Source organism: Ruegeria sp. AD11(2025), from assembly GCF_056542405.1.
In genome coordinates, this window is the sequence record NZ_JBQFZU010000025.1 from 1 (window position 1) to 19,827 (window position 19,827).

At 59.0% G+C, this 19,827-nt stretch carries 22 protein-coding genes, 1 other RNA gene and 1 riboswitch; of the genes, 10 read left to right on the plus strand and 13 right to left on the minus strand.

What is annotated here, in order from left to right; genetic code table 11:
• Positions 1–212: 212 nt before the first annotated feature.
• On the minus strand, positions 213–1,673 hold the full coding sequence (gene pdxR, locus ACR1XY_RS18935; protein WP_480595481.1) for a MocR-like pyridoxine biosynthesis transcription factor PdxR: 1,461 nt from the start codon (positions 1,671–1,673) through the stop codon (positions 213–215).
• Between the two features lie 135 nt (positions 1,674–1,808).
• Here pdxR and ACR1XY_RS18940 point away from each other — a divergent pair, with 135 nt between their 5' ends.
• Together ACR1XY_RS18940 and ACR1XY_RS18945 are read left to right on the plus strand one after the other, a co-directional pair.
• Complete coding sequence (locus tag ACR1XY_RS18940) at positions 1,809–2,117, plus strand: ArsR/SmtB family transcription factor (RefSeq protein ID WP_058283064.1); 309 nt, start codon at positions 1,809–1,811, stop codon at positions 2,115–2,117.
• Positions 2,110–3,141, plus strand: a complete 1,032-nt coding sequence (locus ACR1XY_RS18945; protein ID WP_480595482.1) for a permease — start codon at positions 2,110–2,112, stop codon at positions 3,139–3,141. Before ACR1XY_RS18940 ends, ACR1XY_RS18945 begins: the two co-directional genes overlap by 8 nt.
• 38 nt (positions 3,142–3,179) lie before the next feature.
• On the opposite strand, the gene ACR1XY_RS18950 is transcribed toward ACR1XY_RS18945, so the two are convergent.
• Both ACR1XY_RS18950 and ACR1XY_RS18955 read right to left on the minus strand, forming a co-directional pair.
• A complete protein-coding gene (locus ACR1XY_RS18950; RefSeq protein WP_480595483.1) occupies positions 3,180–3,584 on the minus strand; it encodes a hypothetical protein in 405 nt (134 codons plus the stop codon).
• Between the two features lie 39 nt (positions 3,585–3,623).
• The gene (locus ACR1XY_RS18955) at positions 3,624–4,385 is read right to left on the minus strand and encodes a DUF1013 domain-containing protein (protein WP_480595484.1); all 762 of its coding nucleotides are present in this window, start codon (positions 4,383–4,385) and stop codon (positions 3,624–3,626) included.
• A 130-nt stretch (positions 4,386–4,515) separates the two neighbouring features.
• On the opposite strand from ACR1XY_RS18955, the gene ACR1XY_RS18960 reads away from it, so the two are divergent.
• Positions 4,516–5,145, plus strand: a complete 630-nt coding sequence (locus ACR1XY_RS18960) for a ribonuclease T2 family protein (RefSeq protein ID WP_480595486.1) — start codon at positions 4,516–4,518, stop codon at positions 5,143–5,145.
• On the opposite strand, the gene ACR1XY_RS18965 is transcribed toward ACR1XY_RS18960, so the two are convergent.
• From ACR1XY_RS18965 to ACR1XY_RS18990, 6 genes are all read right to left on the minus strand, one after another.
• Positions 5,142–5,630, minus strand: coding sequence for a hypothetical protein (locus ACR1XY_RS18965; RefSeq protein ID WP_480595489.1), 489 nt, complete (start codon positions 5,628–5,630; stop codon positions 5,142–5,144). The two genes, ACR1XY_RS18960 and ACR1XY_RS18965, sit on opposite strands and share 4 nt — an antisense overlap.
• A 92-nt stretch (positions 5,631–5,722) precedes the next feature.
• A complete protein-coding gene (locus ACR1XY_RS18970) occupies positions 5,723–6,400 on the minus strand; it encodes a hypothetical protein (RefSeq protein ID WP_480595490.1) in 678 nt (225 codons plus the stop codon).
• Between the two features lie 145 nt (positions 6,401–6,545).
• On the minus strand, positions 6,546–7,139 hold the full coding sequence (gene recR, locus ACR1XY_RS18975; RefSeq protein ID WP_480595491.1) for a recombination mediator RecR: 594 nt from the start codon (positions 7,137–7,139) through the stop codon (positions 6,546–6,548).
• A 64-nt stretch (positions 7,140–7,203) separates the two neighbouring features.
• On the minus strand, positions 7,204–7,548 hold the full coding sequence (locus ACR1XY_RS18980) for a YbaB/EbfC family nucleoid-associated protein (RefSeq protein ID WP_475211596.1): 345 nt from the start codon (positions 7,546–7,548) through the stop codon (positions 7,204–7,206).
• Between the two features lie 11 nt (positions 7,549–7,559).
• Entirely contained in the window at positions 7,560–7,847 is a 288-nt protein-coding gene (locus ACR1XY_RS18985; protein ID WP_475211595.1) for a hypothetical protein, read from the minus strand.
• A gap of 86 nt (positions 7,848–7,933) precedes the next feature.
• Entirely contained in the window at positions 7,934–9,685 is a 1,752-nt protein-coding gene (locus ACR1XY_RS18990) for a DNA polymerase III subunit gamma/tau (RefSeq protein ID WP_480595493.1), read from the minus strand.
• 133 nt (positions 9,686–9,818) lie between these two features.
• Between ACR1XY_RS18990 and ACR1XY_RS18995 the strand changes: the two genes are divergently transcribed.
• Positions 9,819–10,322 carry a protein-tyrosine phosphatase family protein gene (locus ACR1XY_RS18995; RefSeq protein ID WP_480595494.1) on the plus strand — a complete coding sequence of 168 codons (504 nt, stop codon included), beginning with the start codon at positions 9,819–9,821 and terminating at the stop codon, positions 10,320–10,322.
• A gap of 1 nt (position 10,323) precedes the next feature.
• Here ACR1XY_RS18995 and ACR1XY_RS19000 read toward each other — a convergent pair whose 3' ends face one another.
• A complete protein-coding gene (locus tag ACR1XY_RS19000) occupies positions 10,324–10,731 on the minus strand; it encodes a hypothetical protein (RefSeq protein WP_480595495.1) in 408 nt (135 codons plus the stop codon).
• A gap of 81 nt (positions 10,732–10,812) precedes the next feature.
• Positions 10,813–11,034: riboswitch (cobalamin riboswitch) on the minus strand.
• A 141-nt stretch (positions 11,035–11,175) separates the two neighbouring features.
• On the opposite strand from ACR1XY_RS19000, the gene ACR1XY_RS19005 reads away from it, so the two are divergent.
• Positions 11,176–12,033, plus strand: a complete 858-nt coding sequence (locus tag ACR1XY_RS19005) for an alpha/beta hydrolase family protein (RefSeq protein WP_480595496.1) — start codon at positions 11,176–11,178, stop codon at positions 12,031–12,033.
• A gap of 39 nt (positions 12,034–12,072) precedes the next feature.
• Here ACR1XY_RS19005 and ffs read toward each other — a convergent pair.
• Together ffs and ACR1XY_RS19015 are read right to left on the minus strand one after the other, a co-directional pair.
• Positions 12,073–12,171, minus strand: an RNA gene (gene ffs / locus ACR1XY_RS19010) — signal recognition particle sRNA small type.
• A 39-nt stretch (positions 12,172–12,210) separates the two neighbouring features.
• Positions 12,211–14,091, minus strand: coding sequence for a bifunctional 2',3'-cyclic-nucleotide 2'-phosphodiesterase/3'-nucleotidase (locus tag ACR1XY_RS19015; protein ID WP_480595497.1), 1,881 nt, complete (start codon positions 14,089–14,091; stop codon positions 12,211–12,213).
• Between the two features lie 175 nt (positions 14,092–14,266).
• On the opposite strand from ACR1XY_RS19015, the gene nudC reads away from it, so the two are divergent.
• Genes nudC through ACR1XY_RS19030 form a run of 3 tightly spaced genes read left to right on the plus strand, consistent with a single transcriptional unit; the run spans position 14,267 to position 16,234 of the window.
• On the plus strand, positions 14,267–15,247 hold the full coding sequence (gene nudC / locus ACR1XY_RS19020) for an NAD(+) diphosphatase (protein WP_480595498.1): 981 nt from the start codon (positions 14,267–14,269) through the stop codon (positions 15,245–15,247).
• Between the two features lie 39 nt (positions 15,248–15,286).
• Positions 15,287–15,754: an SRPBCC family protein gene (locus tag ACR1XY_RS19025; RefSeq protein WP_480595499.1), complete on the plus strand. Its 468-nt coding sequence runs from the start codon at positions 15,287–15,289 to the stop codon at positions 15,752–15,754.
• A 12-nt stretch (positions 15,755–15,766) separates the two neighbouring features.
• A complete protein-coding gene (locus ACR1XY_RS19030) occupies positions 15,767–16,234 on the plus strand; it encodes an N-acetyltransferase family protein (RefSeq protein ID WP_480595500.1) in 468 nt (155 codons plus the stop codon).
• 11 nt (positions 16,235–16,245) lie between these two features.
• Here the strand turns inward: ACR1XY_RS19030 and ACR1XY_RS19035 are convergent, their stop codons facing one another.
• Complete coding sequence (locus ACR1XY_RS19035; protein ID WP_480595501.1) at positions 16,246–17,079, minus strand: prephenate dehydratase; 834 nt, start codon at positions 17,077–17,079, stop codon at positions 16,246–16,248.
• Positions 17,080–17,198: 119 nt separating this feature from the next.
• On the opposite strand from ACR1XY_RS19035, the gene ACR1XY_RS19040 reads away from it, so the two are divergent.
• The gene (locus tag ACR1XY_RS19040; RefSeq protein ID WP_480595531.1) at positions 17,199–17,708 is read left to right on the plus strand and encodes a c-type cytochrome; all 510 of its coding nucleotides are present in this window, start codon (positions 17,199–17,201) and stop codon (positions 17,706–17,708) included.
• Positions 17,709–17,882: 174 nt separating this feature from the next.
• Positions 17,883–19,823, plus strand: a complete 1,941-nt coding sequence (locus tag ACR1XY_RS19045; protein WP_480595502.1) for an extracellular solute-binding protein — start codon at positions 17,883–17,885, stop codon at positions 19,821–19,823.
• The last annotated feature ends 4 nt before the right edge of the window (positions 19,824–19,827 follow it).

The following is a 19,827-nucleotide window of genomic DNA, read 5'->3' on the forward strand; positions in this document are numbered from 1 at the left end:
CATCGCCGAACCAATGATACCAAACGCGTGTTCAATACCGTGAAGCTGCAGAACCTTAACAAAGGCCTCTTCCGTCGTCATTTTCATCTGTGTGTTCTCCGCGCAAAGCTAAGTGGAGCTGAGCCACCAGCCCAGCGTTAGATATGGTTTAGGCGCAAGGGACCGGGCGGCGTTAGGGCCAGAATTTGCGGCGGAATAGGTCCAGAGGCGTGTCAGCTTTCGCGAATGGCTTCGGCGATCAGCTTCACACCCGGCTCGATACGGTCCTGCCGGATCGAAGAGTAGCCGAGGCGGTAGAAATTCTGCGGGCGATCCGGTCCAGAGAAGAACGGCACGCCGGGCTCGATATGAACGCTCTGGTCCTGCAAGGTGAGTGCCAGCCGGGTTGTGTCGATATGGTCGGGGGCCGACATCCACAGCGAGGACCCGCCCAGAATGCCGCGCCCGGCCACGGTCAGCCCGTGTTCTTCGACCGCGTTGTCCAGAGCTTCGCGCCGTCGTGCCAGAACCTTGGACATGCGCCTGATCTGCGCATCGTAATGGCCCAGCGACAGGAAATAGGCCGCCGTGCGCTGGATATGTCCCGGCGGATGACGCAGCACCAGCGACCGCAGCGCGCGCGCCTCGCGGATAAACGGCTCGGACCCGACCATGTAGCCAAGCCGCAATCCCGGGAACAATGATTTCGAAAAGCTGCCCACATAGATCACTCGCCCGTCCCGGTCCATCGACTTCAACGCCGGGGAGGGCGCGCCCAGAAAGGCCAATTCGAATTCATAGTCATCCTCGACCACCATCGCGTCCAGTTCCCGTGCGCGCTCCAGCAATCTGTGTCGACGGCTGACAGGCATGGTAGAGGTCGTCGGGCTTTGATGGCTGGGTGTTGTGAAGATGACGTCGGTGTCCTCGGGCAGCGCATCCGGCGGCAGCCCGTCGCGATCAACCGGCAGTGGGGTTACGTCGCAATCCCAGTGCTCCAACAGGTTGCGCAGGGCGTAGTAGCAGGGGTCTTCGATCACGGCTGTTCGGTTGTGAGTCAGCAAGATGCGCGAGGCCAGCCACAGCGCGTTCTGCGCACCCATGGTGATCAGAATCTCTTCGGGGCGGGCGGCGATACCGCGGCGGGGCAGAGTGTGGCGGGCGATGAACTCGACCAGCAGCGGATCATCCTGATCGACGTAATCTGCGGTCAGGGACTCGAAATCCTTATGGCCCAGCGCCCGCACGGCGCAGAGGCGCCAATTGGCGTGGTCAAACAGGGTCTGGTCGGCTTGCCCGTAGATGAACGGATAACGGTAGTTGCGCCAGTCGGCCGGTTTCGACAGCACATCGCCCCCTGAGAACCGCCGGGCCAGCGCCCCATCCCAATCCACAGTTTCAGTGCCCCGCTGGACGGGAGTGTATTTCGGCGGCACCGGCGCGTTTTGCGAAACGTAATACCCCGACCGGCCTTTGGCTGTCAGGTAGTCATTGGCCAGCAACTCGGTATAGGCCAGCGTCACCGTGATCCTGCTGACGCCCAGATGGGCTGCCAGTTTGCGGGACGAGGGCAGCTTTTCCCCGACATGGAACCTGCCGGACAGGATGCCCTCGGCAATCATCTGCTGGATCTGCGCCTGCAGTGTGCCTTGCCCGTTCAGCTCAAGAAAGAAGGTTTCGACCGATATTGCCATAGGGTCTTATAGGTTGGACTTATGGGGTGAGCAATCTGGACTTACGAATTTACCGAGAATTCGTGATGCAGGTAGTTGACCCTATGGTTGGATTTGATTAAATAACCAAAAATCTAGTGTAATGGAGTAATTGCGATGTGGGAGACCGCTGCAGCAGGATTTTCGGCCATGGGGTCCGAGGCCCGGCTGAAGGTTCTGAGGACGTTGGTACGGGCCGGGCAGGCCGGACTGACGGTTGGCGAGATACAGGAGCGGACGGGGATCGCCCCGTCGACCCTGGCGCATCACCTGCGGTTTCTGGCTGCTGGCGGCGTGGTTGAGCAAGAGAAAGTCGGGCGCAGCACAATCAATCGCGCCTGCTATGACGAGTTGAGAAATCTCGCGCAGTTCATCCTTGCCGAGTGCTGCGCTGACGAAGTGGGAAAGGCCGCGAACGATGGCTGAGTTGACACAAAACCCGAAGGTTTCGGCCAAGGCCGCCCTGGATCTGATCAAAACGCCTTGGGCTTTGATCGTAGCAATCCTTGCCGCCGTGGTCGTTCTGGACCCGGGCAACTGGGGTGACGTCGTAACCTTTGCGGGAAAGGCGCTGGCGCATACCGGTCAGTACATCCTGTTCGCAGTCCTGTTGCTGTCCTATCTCAAGGCGACCGGGGCCGAAGTCATGGTTGCCCGCGCTTTTGAAGGGCGCGAAACGCGGATGATCTTCCTTGCCGCAGTGTTCGGCGGGTTGGCCCCGTTCTGTTCCTGCGAGGTTATTCCGTTCATCGCAGGGCTGTTGGCGCTCGGCGCGCCTCTGTCTGCTGTGATGGCCTTCTGGCTCAGCTCTCCGTTGATCGATCCACCGACCTTGCTGATCACTGCGGGCGCATTGGGGTGGCCGTTTGCCATGGGAAAAGCCGTTGCGGCTGTCGCGCTGGGTCTGTTCGGAGGCTTCATCGTGCGTGGTCTCATGCGTTCGGGGGCATTCGCCCAACCTCTGCGTGAATACAAACCGGCTGGGTGCTGTGGATGTGGTCCGAAGCAGGATGACAAACCGGTCTGGTTGTTCTGGCACGAGCCCGAACGTCGTCAGCGGTTCCGGTCCGAGTTTGTTCACAATGGGTTGTTCCTGCTGAAATGGCTGGCTCTGGCCTACGTGCTCGAGGCACTGCTGGTCAGCTATGTTCCGGCCGATCTGATTGCACGCGTGGTCGGTGGTGAAGGCATCGTTCCAATCGTGATCGCTGCGTTGGTCGGGATGCCGGCCTATCTGAACTCTTACGTCGCGCCGCCACTGTTGGCGGGGCTGATGGAACAGGGGATGAGCGCGGGGGCGGCGATGTCGTTCATGATCGCCGGCGCGGTCAGTTCGATCCCGGCGATGGCGGCGGTCTGGTCGCTGGTCAAACCCCATGTTTTTGCAATTTATCTGGGGTTGGGGATCACAGGTGCCATAATCGCGGGGATCATCTTTCAGGTGATCTGAAGGAAAAACCGCCCGGTGTGACCACCGGGCGGTTTTGCTTATTTGTCAGCCTCGCAGAGGCTCGGCAGTTTGAATCGGTACCGTGCCTCTCCGCTTTCGACGTAGACGCGTTTTTCCACACAGGCTGTGGTGCCGACGGTTCGGGCGACATGCTCTTTGGGTTCATTGATGGAAGTGGCCGACCCATCCGGCAAACGGACCGAGGCGATGACACCGTTTTTAAGGTCGCCGTTGATCGGCGTTGCCGATAGGACCGCAACGGTGATGAACGAGTCATGCTCGTGCGTGCCATCGTCATTGAGTACCAGCAATGCTGTCGCCACCATGATGGTGCCAACGATTGCGACCACCAGCAAACCCCAGGTTTTCAGGAAAGCGTAGATCGATACGGCACGGTGCGGGCCGAAGATTTTGGACAGGATGGACAGCATGGTTTTCTGCAAAAAAAGACCCCGGCCTGTTCTGCCGGGGCCATCTGAGCGTTAGGGGCGCAGATCGTCTTCGTCTTCATCCTCGGCCCCGCCCTTGGGCAGGTTGAAGAAGCTGTCGGCGTCGATGATCGGTTCTTCCTCGGCCTCTTCTGCCGGGTCGTCAGACAGCGAGAAAGTTTCCAGACCTTCGATGGCGGTCGGAATCTTGGGTGCAGCGTCCATTTCGAGCGACTGCTCGGTGGAAACCAGCTTGCGGCGCTCGTCGTCAGACATCACGCCACCTTCTGCGGCCTTCTTGGCAGCGGCCTTCTGAACGATCGCGTCCAGTTCCGACTGTTTGCAAAGGCCCAGCGCAACCGGGTCGATCGGCTGCATGTTCGAGATGTTCCAATGGGTGCGTTCACGGATCGACTGAATGGTCGGTTTGGTGGTGCCCACCAGCTTGGCTATCTGACCGTCGCTGAGTTCCGGATGGAACTTGACCAGCCACAGGATCGAGTTCGGACGATCCTGTCGCTTGGATAGCGGAGTGTAACGTGGTCCACGGCGCTTTTCTTCGCCCGACGCAGCCGGGTTGAACTTGAGCTTCAGCTTGTGCAGCGGGTTGTTCTGCGCGGTATCGATCTCGTCTTGCGTCAGCTGGTTGTTGGCGATGGGGTCAAAGCCTTTCACACCTGCCGCGACGTCGCCGTCTGCGATGCCCTGCACCTCAAGTTCGTGCATGCCTACGAAATCCGCGATCTGCTTGAAGCTGATCGTGGTGTTGTCCACCAGCCATACGGCTGTTGCCTTGGCCATAAGCGGTTTTGCCATCAGCCCGTCTCCTATAAATACATCTATCCCGTCGCCGGAATTCGGCGGCCCCTTGGTCTTGGGGCAGGTTTCCGTTGTCGGGGAACTTGGGGCCTATATAGTCGCGCAAAGGCAAGAAGGGAAGAGGCGAATGCGCTGGGTAATTTTGTGGGTGTTCAGCGCTGTGGCAGCGCTGGCTGATGGCGAAAAGGCGGGAGAGTTCGACTATTATGTTCTGTCTCTGAGCTGGTCGCCCAACTGGTGCGCGCGGGAAGGTGATGTGCGTGGATCGGACCAATGTGATGCGCGCCATGACCACGGGTGGGTATTGCACGGGCTTTGGCCGCAATACCATCAGGGCTGGCCTGCCTACTGTCGTACACCCAAGGCACCGCCGTCGCGCGCCATGACCCGCGATATGGCAGACATTCAGGGATCGCCGGGCCTTGCATGGCACCAGTGGAAGAAACACGGCACCTGTTCCGGGCTCAGCGCACCTGACTACTTTGCGCTGTCACGGCGGGCTTACGAAGGTGTCACGCGTCCGCAGGTGTTCCGCAAGTTGGACGCCACGGTCAAATTGCCCGCATCGGTCGTGGAGGATGCGTTTCTGAAAGCCAATCCCGTGCTGGAGCGGGACATGATCACCATCACCTGCAAACAGGGCTACATTGAAGAAGTTCGCCTGTGCTTGTCCCGCGACCTTGAACCGGTGCCTTGCGGACGGGACGTGATCCGCGACTGCACGGCCAAGGACGCGCTGTTCGATCCGATTCGTTAGAGCTTTTTGTTCTGGCAATCCCGCGCATAGTCCAGCGCTTTGGCGGTGCCATTGAGATCGATCGCCATCACTACTTCGCCTGCCGGGTTGTAGACGGTCATCGTCTTGTTCTGAGCGATGGCGTTAACGAAGTTCTGGTCAGTGAAAAACACCGTCGCGCCCGGTACGTCGCGCTGATTGAAGCCGATGGCGGTGGCGTCAAAGCTCTTTCCGTCCAGCTCGAACCGGATCGGATAGCTTTTGCCTTGCTCGATGTCGCCCCAGGCCTTGTTGTAGACGGCGAAATACCCGCGATTGTCCAAAGCGTCATAACCGATGCGCACCACCGAGAGGTCCTGATACATCGTCTGGATCAGACACCCGTTGCCAAGAGCGGGGTCCATCATGATGTTCCAGCCTTCGACGAAGCCTTTGTCGATGAGTTCTTGCGACAGGGCAGCGGTTGCGGTGAAAGCGGCGAAGGTGAGGGCGAGAAGGCGGGTCACAAGCATGCATTCCAAAATGTTTATTTACTGGATGGGAGAAAACCGAGCAAAACGAACAGAAGATTCCCTATTCTAAGTATATGTCTTTAAGATTAGGCGTTGTAGTTTTCGCGCATATTAAGTTTCCGGCCCTCTTCTGCACGCACGTAGGCCATCGAGAGGATGGAAGCCGCAAGCGCGGTGTTAAAAAGCCCCAGAAACTCAGTGATCGTGTAGTAGGCGGCATTGGTGACTGAGATGTCGGTGAATGTCACAGGTTGGGCAGGTGTAAATCCATACTGGCCCATAAAAATGAATAGACCAAGCAAAAGCACTGAGTAGATGGTGGGGCCGGCAACTAGCCTCCAAAGTACAAACCAAAAGCTTTTGCGGGCTCGTCTCAAGGCCAGTTTGATACCCATGGACGTTCTGATTGCAGCAGCTGGGATCATTGTCCCGACCAAAGCCAGCAAAACACCCATGCAAATGAGTGACAAAATAATCGCGAAGCCCTTCGCGGCGGCTTCAGTCATCACGTCGGTTGGAAAAAAGGTTCTAAAGAATACGTAAGAAACGATAATCAACACAATTAGGGCCAATATCGGCAGGTTTACTGCGATCCAGAAGCTCCAACCAGGGGACGGGGTCCCTGCGGCACTTCCGAACATCGAAACCCGGGTTTTTGTGAGCAACGTAAAGTGAAACACGAAGGCCATAAAACCATAGAAAATAAGCTGTGGAACGAGGCCGCTCCCGAAACTACCATGCCCCCAAATGTCCAAAAGAAACAAGGCTACAGACGCCAACAAGGCGGGCAGCCAATAAATGCGAAAAAAGTGGAAGGCTAGTTTGTACAGTGGGTGTTTCTCATTTTTGATAGTTGGGAGATCAGGATTGTAATATGATTATTTATCAGTAGCCTGTTTCAGATTTGAACTACAATTCCTTCCGCGCCCGTAGCGCCGCCGTAATCGTCCCGTCATCCAGATAATCCAGCTCTCCGCCAATTGGCACGCCTTGCGCTAGTGAGGTTAAACGGACCTGTCCCTCCAACTGATCGGCGATGTAGTGGGCGGTGGTCTGGCCGTCGACGGTGGCGTTCAGGGCGAGGATAATCTCGGTGATCCCTTCGGCTGTCACGCGGTCTTTGAGGCGGGGGATGCGCAACTCGTCCGGGCCGACACCGTCCAGTGCCGACAATGTGCCGCCTAGAACGTGATAGCGGCCTTTGAAGACCCCGGCGCGCTCCATCGCCCAGAGGTCGGCGACGTCCTCGACCACGCACAGTTCTCCGGTCGCGCGGGCCTCGCTGTCGCAGATGTCACAGATGTCGGTGGTGCCCACGTTGCCGCAGTTCAGGCATTCTCGGGCGGTGACGGCAACCTGCTGCATCGCGTCAGATAGCGGTGTCAGCAATAGGGCGCGTTTGCGGATCAGGTGCAGCACGGCGCGACGGGCCGAGCGGGGCCCGAGGCCCGGCAGCTTGGCCATCAGGTCGATCAGATTGTCGATATCGCTGTTCGAGCTCACCGCGAATGCTCCTGCAAAAGGGCCGGGCAGGGGTGCCCGGCCGGTTTTCCGTCAGGAGTGTCTATCAGAACGGCAGTTTGATGTCTGCGGGCAGACCCATGCTTTCGGTCAGTTTTGCCATCTCGGCCTGAGAACGCTCGGCCGCTTTGGTCTGCGCGTCTTTGATGGCGGCCAGGATCAGGTCTTCGACCACTTCCTTGTCGTCGCCATTGAAGATCGACGGGTCGATGTCCAGACCTTTGAGCTCACCCTTGGCAGTGGCGGTCGCCTTGACCAGACCTGCGCCGGATTCGCCGACAACCATCAGGTTGTTTAGCTCTTCCTGCATATCCGTCATCTTGGCCTGCAAATCCTGCGCTGATTTCATCATCTTGGCCATATCGCCCAGACCGCCGAGTCCTTTGAGCATTGTTCTTTCTCCTAATTGCGGGGGCGCAGAGCGCCGTGAATGAGTGTGGCACATATCGCAATTGCCAGCCCAAGGAACAAGAGGGGAGATCCAATGCAACCTTCGCGCATTGCTTCCCATCTGACATCGTCCAATACGGGGCCATAATAATCCCCGCTAACCACAATGGCAGCAAGGAACCACAGCGCGGCGATCACCCACTTGATAACACGTCGATTTCCTGTGATCGCGATCAGGCTGAGACTCACAAGAACTACGATCAACGGGTTGAGGGCCAGTGCCACGAACTCGTCAAGCATGGACGCAGGTCCTGACGTCGGGTCCCACAGCGGTCTTTCTTTATCGCATACCTCGGCCATCGCACTTGAAGCTGCAAAAGAGAGGATCAATCCTCCTCGAAGGGATCCCATTCGTCTTCCACCTCGGGCAGGGCTTCGGTTTCGACCTTGGCAGCGCGTTCTTCCGGTGTCTCAATCCGTTTAATGCGCGCTTTGGGAAACTGCATCAGGACGGCCTGCACCAAAGGGTGCTGCTCGGCCTGCGCCTTCAATGCCAGATCAGCTGCGTCACGGACCTCGGCGATGGTTGCCGCTTCCCCATCGGCGACGATGGACACCGCCCAGCGGTTTCCGGTCCACCGCTGTAGTGCCGAACCGATCCGGGCGGCCAGATCGGTGGGGGCGTTATCCGTCGGTGTGAACTCGATCCGGCCGGGTTGGTAGGATACGAGGCGGACGCCATTTTCAACTTCGACCAACAGTTTCACGTCGCGGTTTGTGCGGATTAGTTCCACGACATGGTCAAAGCTAGGATAGCGCGCAAGGGCTGCTTGGGTGTCTTGGGCCAGCGCGGCGGTGGGTGCGCCAGCAGGGCCACGCGCTGTTGTGGTATACGAAGCAGGAGCTGGCTGTGCAGGCGCATGAGACGGTACGGCCATGCCGCCACCGGGGCCTCCGTTCGGCGGGGGCGACGGTGCGTCTTGCAGCCGTTTGATCAGTTCTTCCGGGCTCGGCAGGTCGGCCACGTGGGTCAGGCGGATCACGGCCATCTCGGCAGCCATCATGGCATTCGGAGCCGCCGAGACTTCTTCGAGCGCTTTCAGCAGCATTTGCCACATCCGGGTCAGCACGCGCATAGGCAGGGCCTCAGCCATCTGTTGACCGCGGGCGCGCTCATCCGGTGAAACGGTCGGGTCCTCGGCTGCATCCGGGGTGATCTTGACCACTGATACCCAGTGGGTGATCTCGGCCAGATCGCGCAGCACCGCCAGCGGATCTGCGCCTTCGGCGTATTGTGCGCTCAGTTCGGTCAGGGCGCCAGCGGCATCTCCGCGCAGGATCATGTCCATCAGGTCCAGCACCCGCCCGCGGTCGGCCAGTCCCAACATCGCACGCACTTGATCGGCGCTGGTTTCCCCGGCCCCGTGCGAGATCGCCTGATCCAGCAGCGAGGTTGCATCCCGGGCCGACCCTTCGGCCGCGCGCGTGATCAAGGCCAGCGCGTCTTCCGCGATCTGGGCATTCTCAGCCGCGGCGATCTTGCCAAGCAGGCCGATCATGTCCTCAGGTTCGATCCGGCGCAGGTCGAAGCGTTGACAACGGGATAGCACCGTTACCGGCACTTTGCGGATCTCGGTTGTGGCGAAGATGAATTTCACATGTTCAGGCGGTTCTTCAAGCGTCTTGAGCAGCGCGTTAAAGGCGCTGGTCGACAGCATGTGGACCTCGTCAATGATGTAAATCTTATAGCGCGCGCTGGCGGCGCGGTAACGAACGCTGTCGATGATCTCGCGGATGTCGTTGACGCCTGTGCGGCTGGCGGCGTCCATCTCCATCACGTCGACATGTCGGCCTTCCATGATGGCCACGCAATGTTCACACTGGCCGCAGGGTTCCGTGGTCGGCTTGCCCTGACCATCGGGGCCGATGCAGTTCATGCCCTTGGCGATGATCCGCGCCGTGGTGGTCTTACCCGTGCCGCGAATGCCGGTCATGATGAAGGCCTGTGCGATCCGGTCGGCCTCGAACGCGTTTTTCAGCGTGCGGACCATCGCATCCTGACCGACGAGATCGGCAAAGGTTTCGGGGCGGTATTTGCGGGCAAGAACCTGATAGGCGGGGCTTGGCGTGTCGTTCATGTCTGCTCTGTCGGATTCGGTTCAGGAATGCAGCGTAGAGACCCCTGCCGCCCGCGTCCACCGCCGCTGTAGTCGAAATTCGGTTTGCAGGACAGTTTACGCATCGTAGAAACGTTCGCAGGAGGGCCACCTTTTGAGACTCTTTGCGATTCATGCTGTGCAGGTGGGAAATGGCACGGTTGCCCTTTCACCAATCCCGGGGCGCGGCGGCAACTACCTGCAGGATCTTCGTACCATCCGGGACTGGCAGCCGGATCTGGTGGTTTCCATGACCACTGAGGTTGAGATGCTGGAGGAAGGTGCCGCCGGATTCGGTGACGATCTTCGCGTCGCCGCCATCGGGTGGGCGCATCTGCCAGTCCCGGATTTTGGCGCGCCACCGCCAGAGGTTCGGGCCGCATGGGCCGAGATCAGCGCAGCGGCGGCACAAGTCCTGTCCCGAGGAGGGCGGGTGTTGGTGCATTGCCGGGGTGGCTGTGGCCGGTCTGGCATGGTCGCTTTGCGCCTTATGGTCGAACAGGGCGAACAGCCCGAGGCAGCGCTGAAACGTCTGCGCGCCGTACGGGCCTGCGCCGTTGAAACCGACGGCCAGTTGCAATGGGCGGCGCAGGCGGCCAGCGCCCGAAAGGGCAGCTAGCTTAGAGCGCCGCGTGCTGCTCCGGTTGCGCAACCGGACTTGCGGCCAGCAATAAAACCTCGAGCATCGCGCAGGGCGGGCTGGCCATAACATCGGCGGGCAGAGAGATGAACACATCCGCGAACATCATGTCGGCATACCTATCAAGTGAATCGGTGGAAACGTCGGACTCCGTGCCGCAAAAGATCCGAATCTGATCAGGCCGTGCGCAAAATCGGGCGGTGCAACCTTCGGGGCAATGGGTCAGTTCACTGCTGCCTTCGACCTGAAAATCGGGGGTTGTTGCGGGTGCGGCGGTCTCTATCGCCTGTGTAATGACACGCGCGACCCGTGCCAAAGCTGGGCAGGTCTTGCCGGTTCGCTGGCATACGGTGGCCGAGTATTCGTGGGTCTTTGTCTTCCAGATCATTGTGCGCCCTCCGCGCGTAGGAAGGGGCGTAGATCAGGTGTGACAGCATGCTGACGACCTGCCCGGACACCCCGCCCGAGTTTCGGTTTTGGTTCGATGGCAGGTCTCCTGACTTGCGGGTCATCGCGTTGCCGACCTTCCCAGCCTTTCGGCCAGTGGTATTTCGGCATTGCTCACCGCTTACAGTTGCGGGGGCAGTCGCGGCCTTGGTTCGTTCCGGTATAACCGGGGCAGAACCGCACCGTGTTCCCTTTTCATCTCGCCCAGCGATCGGGGTCGAGAACCATCACACCATCGCTAGCGGGTACGGGCGACCCGAGTCAAGCGGGCAATTTGCACGGCCAAGCGGACGTGTGGTCATGTACGGTCACTGTTGACTTGTGACGGGAAACACTGCGGACTGGAGAAAGTGAACCAATCGGTTCAAAATCCGGAGACCGAACCATGCTGGACACTGCACAAACCGATTCGACCGAGGACTTTCAGTTTCCGTCCGGCACGGGCTCCTTGTCGGCACGCCTTTATCTGCCAGCGTCCGCGCCCCGGGTGGCCGTGGTCATTCACGGTGCTACCGGCGTACCGAGAGATTATTACCAGCATTTTGCCCGCTGGCTGGCTGCCGAACGGGGGATGGCCTGTCTGACTTACGACTACAGCGATTTCGGCCATTCTCTGAACGGATCGCTGAAAGCATCACGGGTCAAGATGGCCGACTGGGCCTTGGTCGACATGCCCGCGGCCCGGGCTGAAATGCGGCGCAGGTTCCCCGATGCGCAGCAGTGGAGCATCGGACATTCAGTCGGCGGGATGCTGGGGCCGATTCAGCCCGACGTCGATCAGATCGACCGCATGATCTGCGTCTGTTCTGGCCCTGTAACGGTATCGGATCACCCCTGGCCGTATCGGGCGCTGGCTTTGCTGTTCTGGTATGGTCACGCTCCCTTGGCGGTGAAAGCCCTGGGGTACCTTCCTGGCAAGGCGCTGGGGTTCGGGGCGGACCTGCCGGCATCGGTATATTGGCAGTGGCGGCGGTGGTGCACCGCACCGCGCAACTACCTGCCCGAGATCGGGATCTCCTTGCCTGATGCGCGCTGGGCGCAGTCAGGGACACCCGTGGACCTGTTTACCTTCGAGGATGATGATGTGGTGCCGCCCAATGCGGTGTGGCGATTGGCCGATCTGTACGGCCCAGATGCGCGCCGTCACCTGTTGTCACCCGGTGAATTTGGCTTGTCGGAAGTTGGGCACATCGGCGCTTTTGCCCGCCGCAACGCAGTCCTTTGGCCACGGCTGATTGCATGACTTCGCCGGTTCTGGCGCTTTACGTTTGCTACAGGGAGGAAGTGAGAGGTTGGACATCGACCCAAGCGGGGCTCGTTGTGGCTGCTTCCTTCCGGACCTGACCAGGTTGGCGAGGCGCTCGCCCGCGCCAACCTCTCAACGCACGATATAGGCAACAGACGCGGAAATGACAACCCGTCAGAGCGTCAAACGGATCAGCAGAAAGCCGTCATCGTCTGCGCCGATCAGCTGTGGGGTGTATTCCTCTAGTTCAGCAATGTGATCGCGGGCCTTCGGACCGGTTCTGAGCAGGGTTGTCGCGCCGGGAAATGGAGCAAACTGAAAGGCGCGGGGCGCTTTTTCCAGCGGGTCCCGTGGCAGGGCACCCGAGATGTAGTCTCGCAATATGTGCTGAACGGGTCGTGCAGGCAGCCGGATCGGCTCGGCCTGGTCGACAAAAGGGAAATAGCCGCCCCCGCTGGCTCGGTAATTGCTCACCGCAACGACAAAGCGCTTGTCGGGTGTTACCGGGCGGCCCTCTAATCGGATGTCGTGAACACGGCGATGTGCAGAGGCGCTCAGATGACCTGAGGAGTCAAAGCGTGGAGGTTGCGAGAGGTCGATCTGATAGCTCAACCCTTGCAGAACATCGAAATTATGCCCGGCCCGGCTGGGGTCGACCAGGTCAGTTTCGAACCCCGGTTTGATCTGGTTGAACACGCTTGCCGACATTTCCAGCCAATCGCCGATCTGCGCGCCATTAACGACAACGGCCTGCAATTCGTTGGGAAAAACATACAGGTCGTTGATATGACGCAGGAATACCTGTCCAGGTGGCACATCCGCATAAAACCGCGGCCCGGCGCGTCCTCCGAATTTTGAAGGCGCCATCGCGGACAGAACGGGCAACTCCGCAACGGGCGATCCCTGCAGATACGGGCGCAGAGCCGCCGCCTGCGCCGCTGCGGCCAAAGCAAGCCCTCTATCCTCAACGCAAAAGCTGAAATAGCTGTGCAGGTGCTGATCGGTTCGGCCCACCGGTTGAGCCGTGTGACGGCGCGTTTCCAAATGGCCTTTGGCGAAAAGCCGCAGCAATTCAGGGTCTTCCGCAACCGGATGGGCCTCTCCGCCAGACCGGGTCGGGCAAACCGAGCGCAATTCGGTGCTGTGGTCTTTTATCGTCCACGTACTGTCATCCGCCTTGCGGAGGTTCAGGTCAATCACCCCCAGATTCGATCCGGCCGGGCCCGGCATGACCACCGGTTTCCCGTGTACCCGCCCCCGGGCTGCATCGACATTGTTCAGCCCCTCATGCACGGGACCGGGCAGAGTCAGGTGGGAATGCCCGGCGATCAGGACGTCGATGCCGTCGATGGCAGCCATCGGGATGATCGCGTTTTCCAAATCGGGTTCCGCAAAGGGCGATCCCAACCCCGTATGCGCCAGCGCAAGGATCAGATCACAGCCCTCTGCGTGCAAGTCCCGCACCTTGTTGCGGGCGCAGGTCAGGATATCGCCAACGGTGACCCGGTCCTGCAACCGGTGCGCCTCCCATTTGGCGGTCTGAGGGGGAAGCACTGAAAGCACTCCGATTTTCAGCGTAACCTGCTGGTCCTGGTACGGGACTGTACGCGTCAGGATTGCATGGCTGTGCCAGAGAGGATCGGCATTCCTTCTTTGCACATTGCTGCACACCACCGCGCAGGGAGCGTCGGCCAGAACTCGATCCAGAACCTCTAGTCCAAAGCCGAAATCATGGTTGCCCAGCCCGATGGCGTCATAGTCCAGATCACCAAAGGCCTGCATCAGAATATGCGGCGCATTGGCCGGTTCCGCAGCCCATTCCCCGATTGGTGTGCCTTGCAGCGAATCTCCGTTGTCGAACAGCAGAACCAGCGCGCCAGCCGCCACCGCCTCGTTCCGCGCAGCCCGGATCAGACTGGCGGTGCGCGTAAACCCAATCGTGGGTTCCGGGGCGTCAGAGTAGTAGTCGAAGCCGCTCAGATTCATATGCAGATCGGAGGTTGCCAATATCCGTATCTTCAAGACAGGGCGCGGCAGATGAATGGGGTGTGACAAATTTCTACTTTTGGCAGTTATATGTTAAGCATTTTCCCCAAAAAGTATATTAGGCGCAACATTTAAGGTGTGACTGCGATCATTTGACGACCGCAGGTTTCCGGCTGTTTGGAATTGCCATTGCAACGCGGCTGCAGCCGTGGCAGCCCTGTGCCGACGACCCAAAGGAACATTCATGAAACATGCGGAACTTGTGACGTTTGGCGGCTCGGGCCTGGATCGTGCGGCGCATATCCGGGGGGATGCGGACCAGCTTGCGCGGATGCGCGCCCATCCGCAGGCGTCCTGCATGCTGCTGTGGCGAGGAAAGCCACTGGTTCGGGGCGAGGCGCTGGATCAGCTGGGTCTGATCCCCATGACGCACGGATTGGTGCAGAACGGACCGGGCGGCAGAGTGGAGAAACCCGTGTTTCTGGGTCTCTCGGACGGGTCGCCTGTTTTTGCCCTCGATATCTCGAACTGGTCCCCCGAGGGGCTGGACATGTCGCAGTTGGGAGCATTTGTTGATCGGACAGAGCAGCAACATCCCGACCTGCCCCGAGGCCATGTCTTTGCCGAACTGCGCCGGATCATGACGCGCCTGTCCGCCCGGGACGCGGAACTGGCCGCAGCGGCCAAGGCGGTGATCGGATGGCATGAAACCCACCGGTTCTGTGCACGCTGCGGTGCCGCGAGCGAAATATCACAAGCGGGGTGGCAGCGCAGTTGTCCGTCCTGCGGCGGGCAACATTTCCCGCGCACCGACCCGGTAGTCATCATGTTGATCACGCACGGAGATTCGGTGCTGATTGGGCGATCTCCAGGCTGGCCCGAGGGAATGTACTCACTGCTGGCGGGCTTCGTCGAACCCGGAGAAACACTGGAGGCGGCGGTCCGGCGCGAAGTGATGGAAGAGGTAGGCGTGCCCGTCGGTGCGGTCAGTTATCTGTCCAGCCAGCCCTGGCCGTTTCCGGCCTCATTGATGTTTGGCTGCGCGGGTGAGGCGCTGTCGCGCGAGATCACCATTGATCCGGTGGAAATCGAAGATGCGATGTGGGTAAGCAAGCCCGAGATGATGCAGGCCTTTGCAGGAGAGCATCCGAAGCTGCTGCCAGCCCGCAAGGGCGCCATTGCGCATTTCCTGTTGCAAAACTGGCTTGCAGATACTCTTGACTGACAGATACTAGGCTGGAAGCAAAGAGAACCACGAACCGTTATGCAGTTTACCGCGCGCGAAGACATCGAAGCTCCGATCAATGCTGTGTTCGAAATGGTCGCCGATTTTGAGCGGTTCGAGCGTTTGGCCATGCGTCGCGGAATCGAAGTGCGGCGCCTGTCGGGCCATATGGGGGTGGTGCCGGGTACGCAGTGGCAAACCGAGTTCAAGCTGCGCGGCAAACCCCGCCAAATCGCGATTGAGATGGCCGAATGCGACCCACCGTCCCTGTTGCGATTCGACGCGGTGAGTAAGGGCATGAACGGGGTGACGATCATCGAATTACTGGCCCTGTCGCAGCGCCGCACCCGTCTGAGTGTCGACATGTCGCTTGCGGCCAGATCCCTGCCTGCGCGGCTGTTGCTGCAATCGTTGCGGTTGGGACAAGCGCGGTTCCGGCGGCAGTTTCAGTTACGGCTCAGCGAGTTCGCCCGTGAGATGGAAGAGCGCCATTTGCATGGCACCTGACGGAGCAAGGCGATGGAAAACCTGATTGTCAGGCAGGCGGCTGTGGATGACGCCGAGGGTATCTCAGAGGTTTTGCGGGAGATTGCAGCCGCTGGAAAGCGCAGTAAACCCTGCGATCCGGAATTCGCTAAAGCGCATTATGTGGCCCACCCGGAACAGATAAAATGCCACGTGGCACTTTCAGGCGCGCGCATTCTGGGGTTTCAATCGTTGAAGCGAGCGGTGGATAACAACCCTTACGGTGCACCTGTCGATTGCGGTGTCATCGGAACGCATATTCGCCCCTCTGCCGCGCGCCAAGGCATTGGGCGGTGTTTGTTTGAAGCGACACTGGAAGTGGCAAGAGCAATAGGACTTCCTGCGATTGACGCGACCATTGCCGCAACAAATTTAGAAGGTCTGGCCTATTATGCGGCCATGGGTTTCATCGACTACAGGTCGCACGACGACTCTGTCTGCAAGACCTACAGTATCCGTTGATATTTCAAGACTTATCCGCGCGGATGCGCCGCGGGATAAACGCCCAGCACTTCAACATTGGTTGTGAAGTGCTCCAGCTCGTCCATGGCCAGTTGCACATTGTGGTCGTCTGGATGACCGACGATATCGGCATAGAACTGCGTAGCAGTGAACGATCCATCGACCATGTAGCTTTCCAGCTTGGTCATGTTAATCCCGTTTGTGGCAAAGCCTCCCATCGCCTTGTACAGCGCCGCCGGAATGTTGCGCACCTGAAAGACAAAGCTGGTGATCATGCCATAGGGGCCACGCTGGGACAGGTCCGCCTGCCGGGACATGACCAGAAAGCGGGTAGTGTTGTTGTCCTGATCCTCGATGTGACGAGCCAGCACGTTCAAGCCATAGATTTCGCCGGCCAGTTCGCTGGCCAGCGCCGCCGAGTGCAGTTCACCCTGCTCTGACACCTCACGCGCGGCGCGGGCGTTGTCGGGGCTGACCCGGCCGCGGATTTTGTGTTTCTTAAGAAACCCGGCGCATTGCGGCAGCAGGACCAGATGCGAATGCGCCTCGGTGATGTCGGTCAGCGTAGCACCGGGCACCGCCAGCAGGTTGATGTGCACACGCACGAAGGCCTCATCAATGATATGCAACCCGCTGTGCGGCAACAGGCGGTGAATATCGGCCACCCGGCCATAGGTCGTGTTTTCGACCGGCAGCATCGCCAGATCCGCCTCGCCCGCGCGCACCGATTCGATCACATCTTCGAACGTACGGCAGGGCAGGGCCTCCATATCGGGGCGCGCATTGCGGCAGGCCTCGTGGCTATAGGCACCGGGTTCCCCCTGAAATGCGATACGATTGGTCATTTGATCGATTCCGTGCAACAAGTTCCAGAATTGGGCGTTTAGTCGCGGTGTCTATACCTTGCCTCTTGCGAGGGGAAGCCTTAGACACCCCGCAGACAGCTGAAATGGACTCGCGATCAATGTTCGACACGATGACAGTTACCAAGGCCGCCGCAGGCCTGTTTGGCACCTTCCTGGTGCTGCTTCTGGCAAAATGGGGCGCCGAGGCGCTGTACCATGCCGATGGGCATGGCGAGACGGCCTCATATATCATCGAAACCGAAAGCGCGGGTGAAAGCGCCGACGGCGAAGAGGTGGTATTCGAAGACATGCTGGCCGCTGCCGATCCGGACAAGGGCGCAAAAGTCTTCCGCAAATGCTCGGCTTGCCACAAGCTTGAAGATGGTGCCAACGGCACCGGCCCGTATCTGTACGGCGTTGTGGATCGTCCGGTCGCGTCGGCGAACGGCTTCGGCGGTTATTCGCCCGGGATGCAGGCTCATGGCGGCAACTGGACACCCGAAGCTTTGGACGCATTCCTGGCCAACCCGAAAAGCTATATCTCGGGCACTTCCATGAGCTTTGCCGGCCTGAAAAAGCCGCAGGAGCGCGCCGACCTGATTGCTTATCTGCAGACCATCGGCAACTGATCCTTTGATCGACCGCACCGAGTTTCAAAGCCGCTGCCCCGCGCAGCGGCTTTATTTTTGCCTAACGACATCTTCACAAAGCGTTCACGCATTCTAAACTTGAACCTGACAGTGCTGGTCATTTAGCTGGCGCGCGCAAGATATAAACTGACCGGATAATCAGGAGAGGCAGCCATGGCGAAAAAAAGTGTTTCGGGCGCGGGGTTCCAGATCGACCGCAGAACCACGTTGCAGATGCTGGGCGGCGGCCTCCTGACGTCAACGCTTGCGCCAGTGCCGGGGTTCGCAGCAGGTGCGGCGGAACCTGAAATCATTCGCGCGCATGGGTATTCGTTCTTTGGCGACCTCAAATACCCGCCGGACTTCAAGCATTTCGATTACGTGAACCCGAACGCTCCGATCGGAGGCGAGATTTCGGTTGCTTCGCGAGGAACCTTCGATGGCATGAACCGCTTCAACTGGCAGGGCAAAGCGGGTCTCTACTCCGGATTGATCGCGGAAAGTATGTTTGGTGACAGCCCATTTGGATCGGCCTCGCCTGCAGACTCAATTACAGAAGCCTATGGTCTGCTGGCAGAAGCCGTCGAATACCCCAGCAGCAAGGAATGGTGCATCTTCTATATGCGGCCCGAGGCTCGTTTTGCCGATGGTACACCGCTGACAGCGCATGATGCAGCGTTCACCCATGACCTGTTCCTCGATCAGGGCATTCGCAGCTATGCGCGGGCCGTTAAGCAGCGCATCGAAGGGTACGAGATCATTGATGATCACACGATCAAGTATAATTTCGTTGACGGTATCTCGCGCCGATCACTTATCTCTCAGGTTGGCGGAACGCCCGTATTCTCGAAAGCCTGGTACGAAAAAACCGGCGAGCGCTTGGATAAGCAAAGCCTCGTGACACCGATGGGAAGCGGACCTTATGTGCTTGATGATTATGAAATAAACCGCTACATCGTTTATCGCCGAAACCCCGACTATTGGGGTTGGCGCCTGCCGATCAACGTTGGTCGGCACAACTTTGAAACCGTGCGGGTCGAATACTTTGCCGATGATTCCGCCGAGTTCGAAGCGTTCAAAGCTGGCATCTACACATTCCGCGAAGAAGGCAGCACCAAGAAATGGGCCACCGGGTACGATTTTCCGGCGGTGCAGAACGGTTATGTAAAGCGTGAGAGCATTCCCGTTATGACGCCTCCTTCACCATCGGGTTTCATCTTCAACATGCAACGTGCCCCGTTTGACAACATCAAGGTCCGCGAGGCGCTTGGGCTGGCGTTCAACTTTGAATGGACGTCCGAATCCCTTCAGTTTGGGCTGACGGAACCACGCCATTCATTCGCCGAAAACTCGGAAGTCGCGGCAGATGGTTTGCCCGACGAGATGGAAACAGCTTTCTTGCGGTCTTTGGGTGATATCGTTCCCGAAGAGCTTTTCACGCAAGAGGCGGTGCTTGCCCATACCTCGAATGCGGATCGTACGGTGGACCGCCGCAACAAGCGAAAGGCCCTGAAGCTGTTCGAAGGGGCCGGTTGGTCGGTGTCGAGTAGCGGTAAACTGCAGGACGCGCACGGCAATCCGCTTAAGATCACTATTATGCTCAACGCCTCGTCGTCAGACACGGCCGAGGCCATTGTGACGACTTACGCAGCAAGTCTGGAAAGCTTTGGCGTAGCGGTGACAGTCGAAAAAATCGACAGCGCACAGTGGATTCAGCGGTACTACGACAAAGATTTCGACATGATCTTTTTCCGAAACCAGCCGTTTCTGGAAGCGGGCACCGGGTTAAAGCAAGCCTATGGGTCTGAGACCGCAGTTGTTTCTTCCTATAACCCTCAATCCCTGCAGGAACCGCTTGTAGACGCCATCATAGATGCATCCCTGGACACGAAATCCCGTGAGGAAGAGATCGCTGCGTTGAAATCTCTGGACCGTGTTTTGCGGTATCTCCGAATTCAAGTCCCAACCGGATATGTCTCGGATACGTGGGTCGCTTACTACGACATGTTCGAACATCCCGAAGTCCTGCCGCCGCTGGCAGTCGGGCAGTTTGACTTCTGGTGGTTTAACGAAGAGAAGTACCAGAAACTGAAAGCTGCTGGCGCGGTGAGGTAACCGA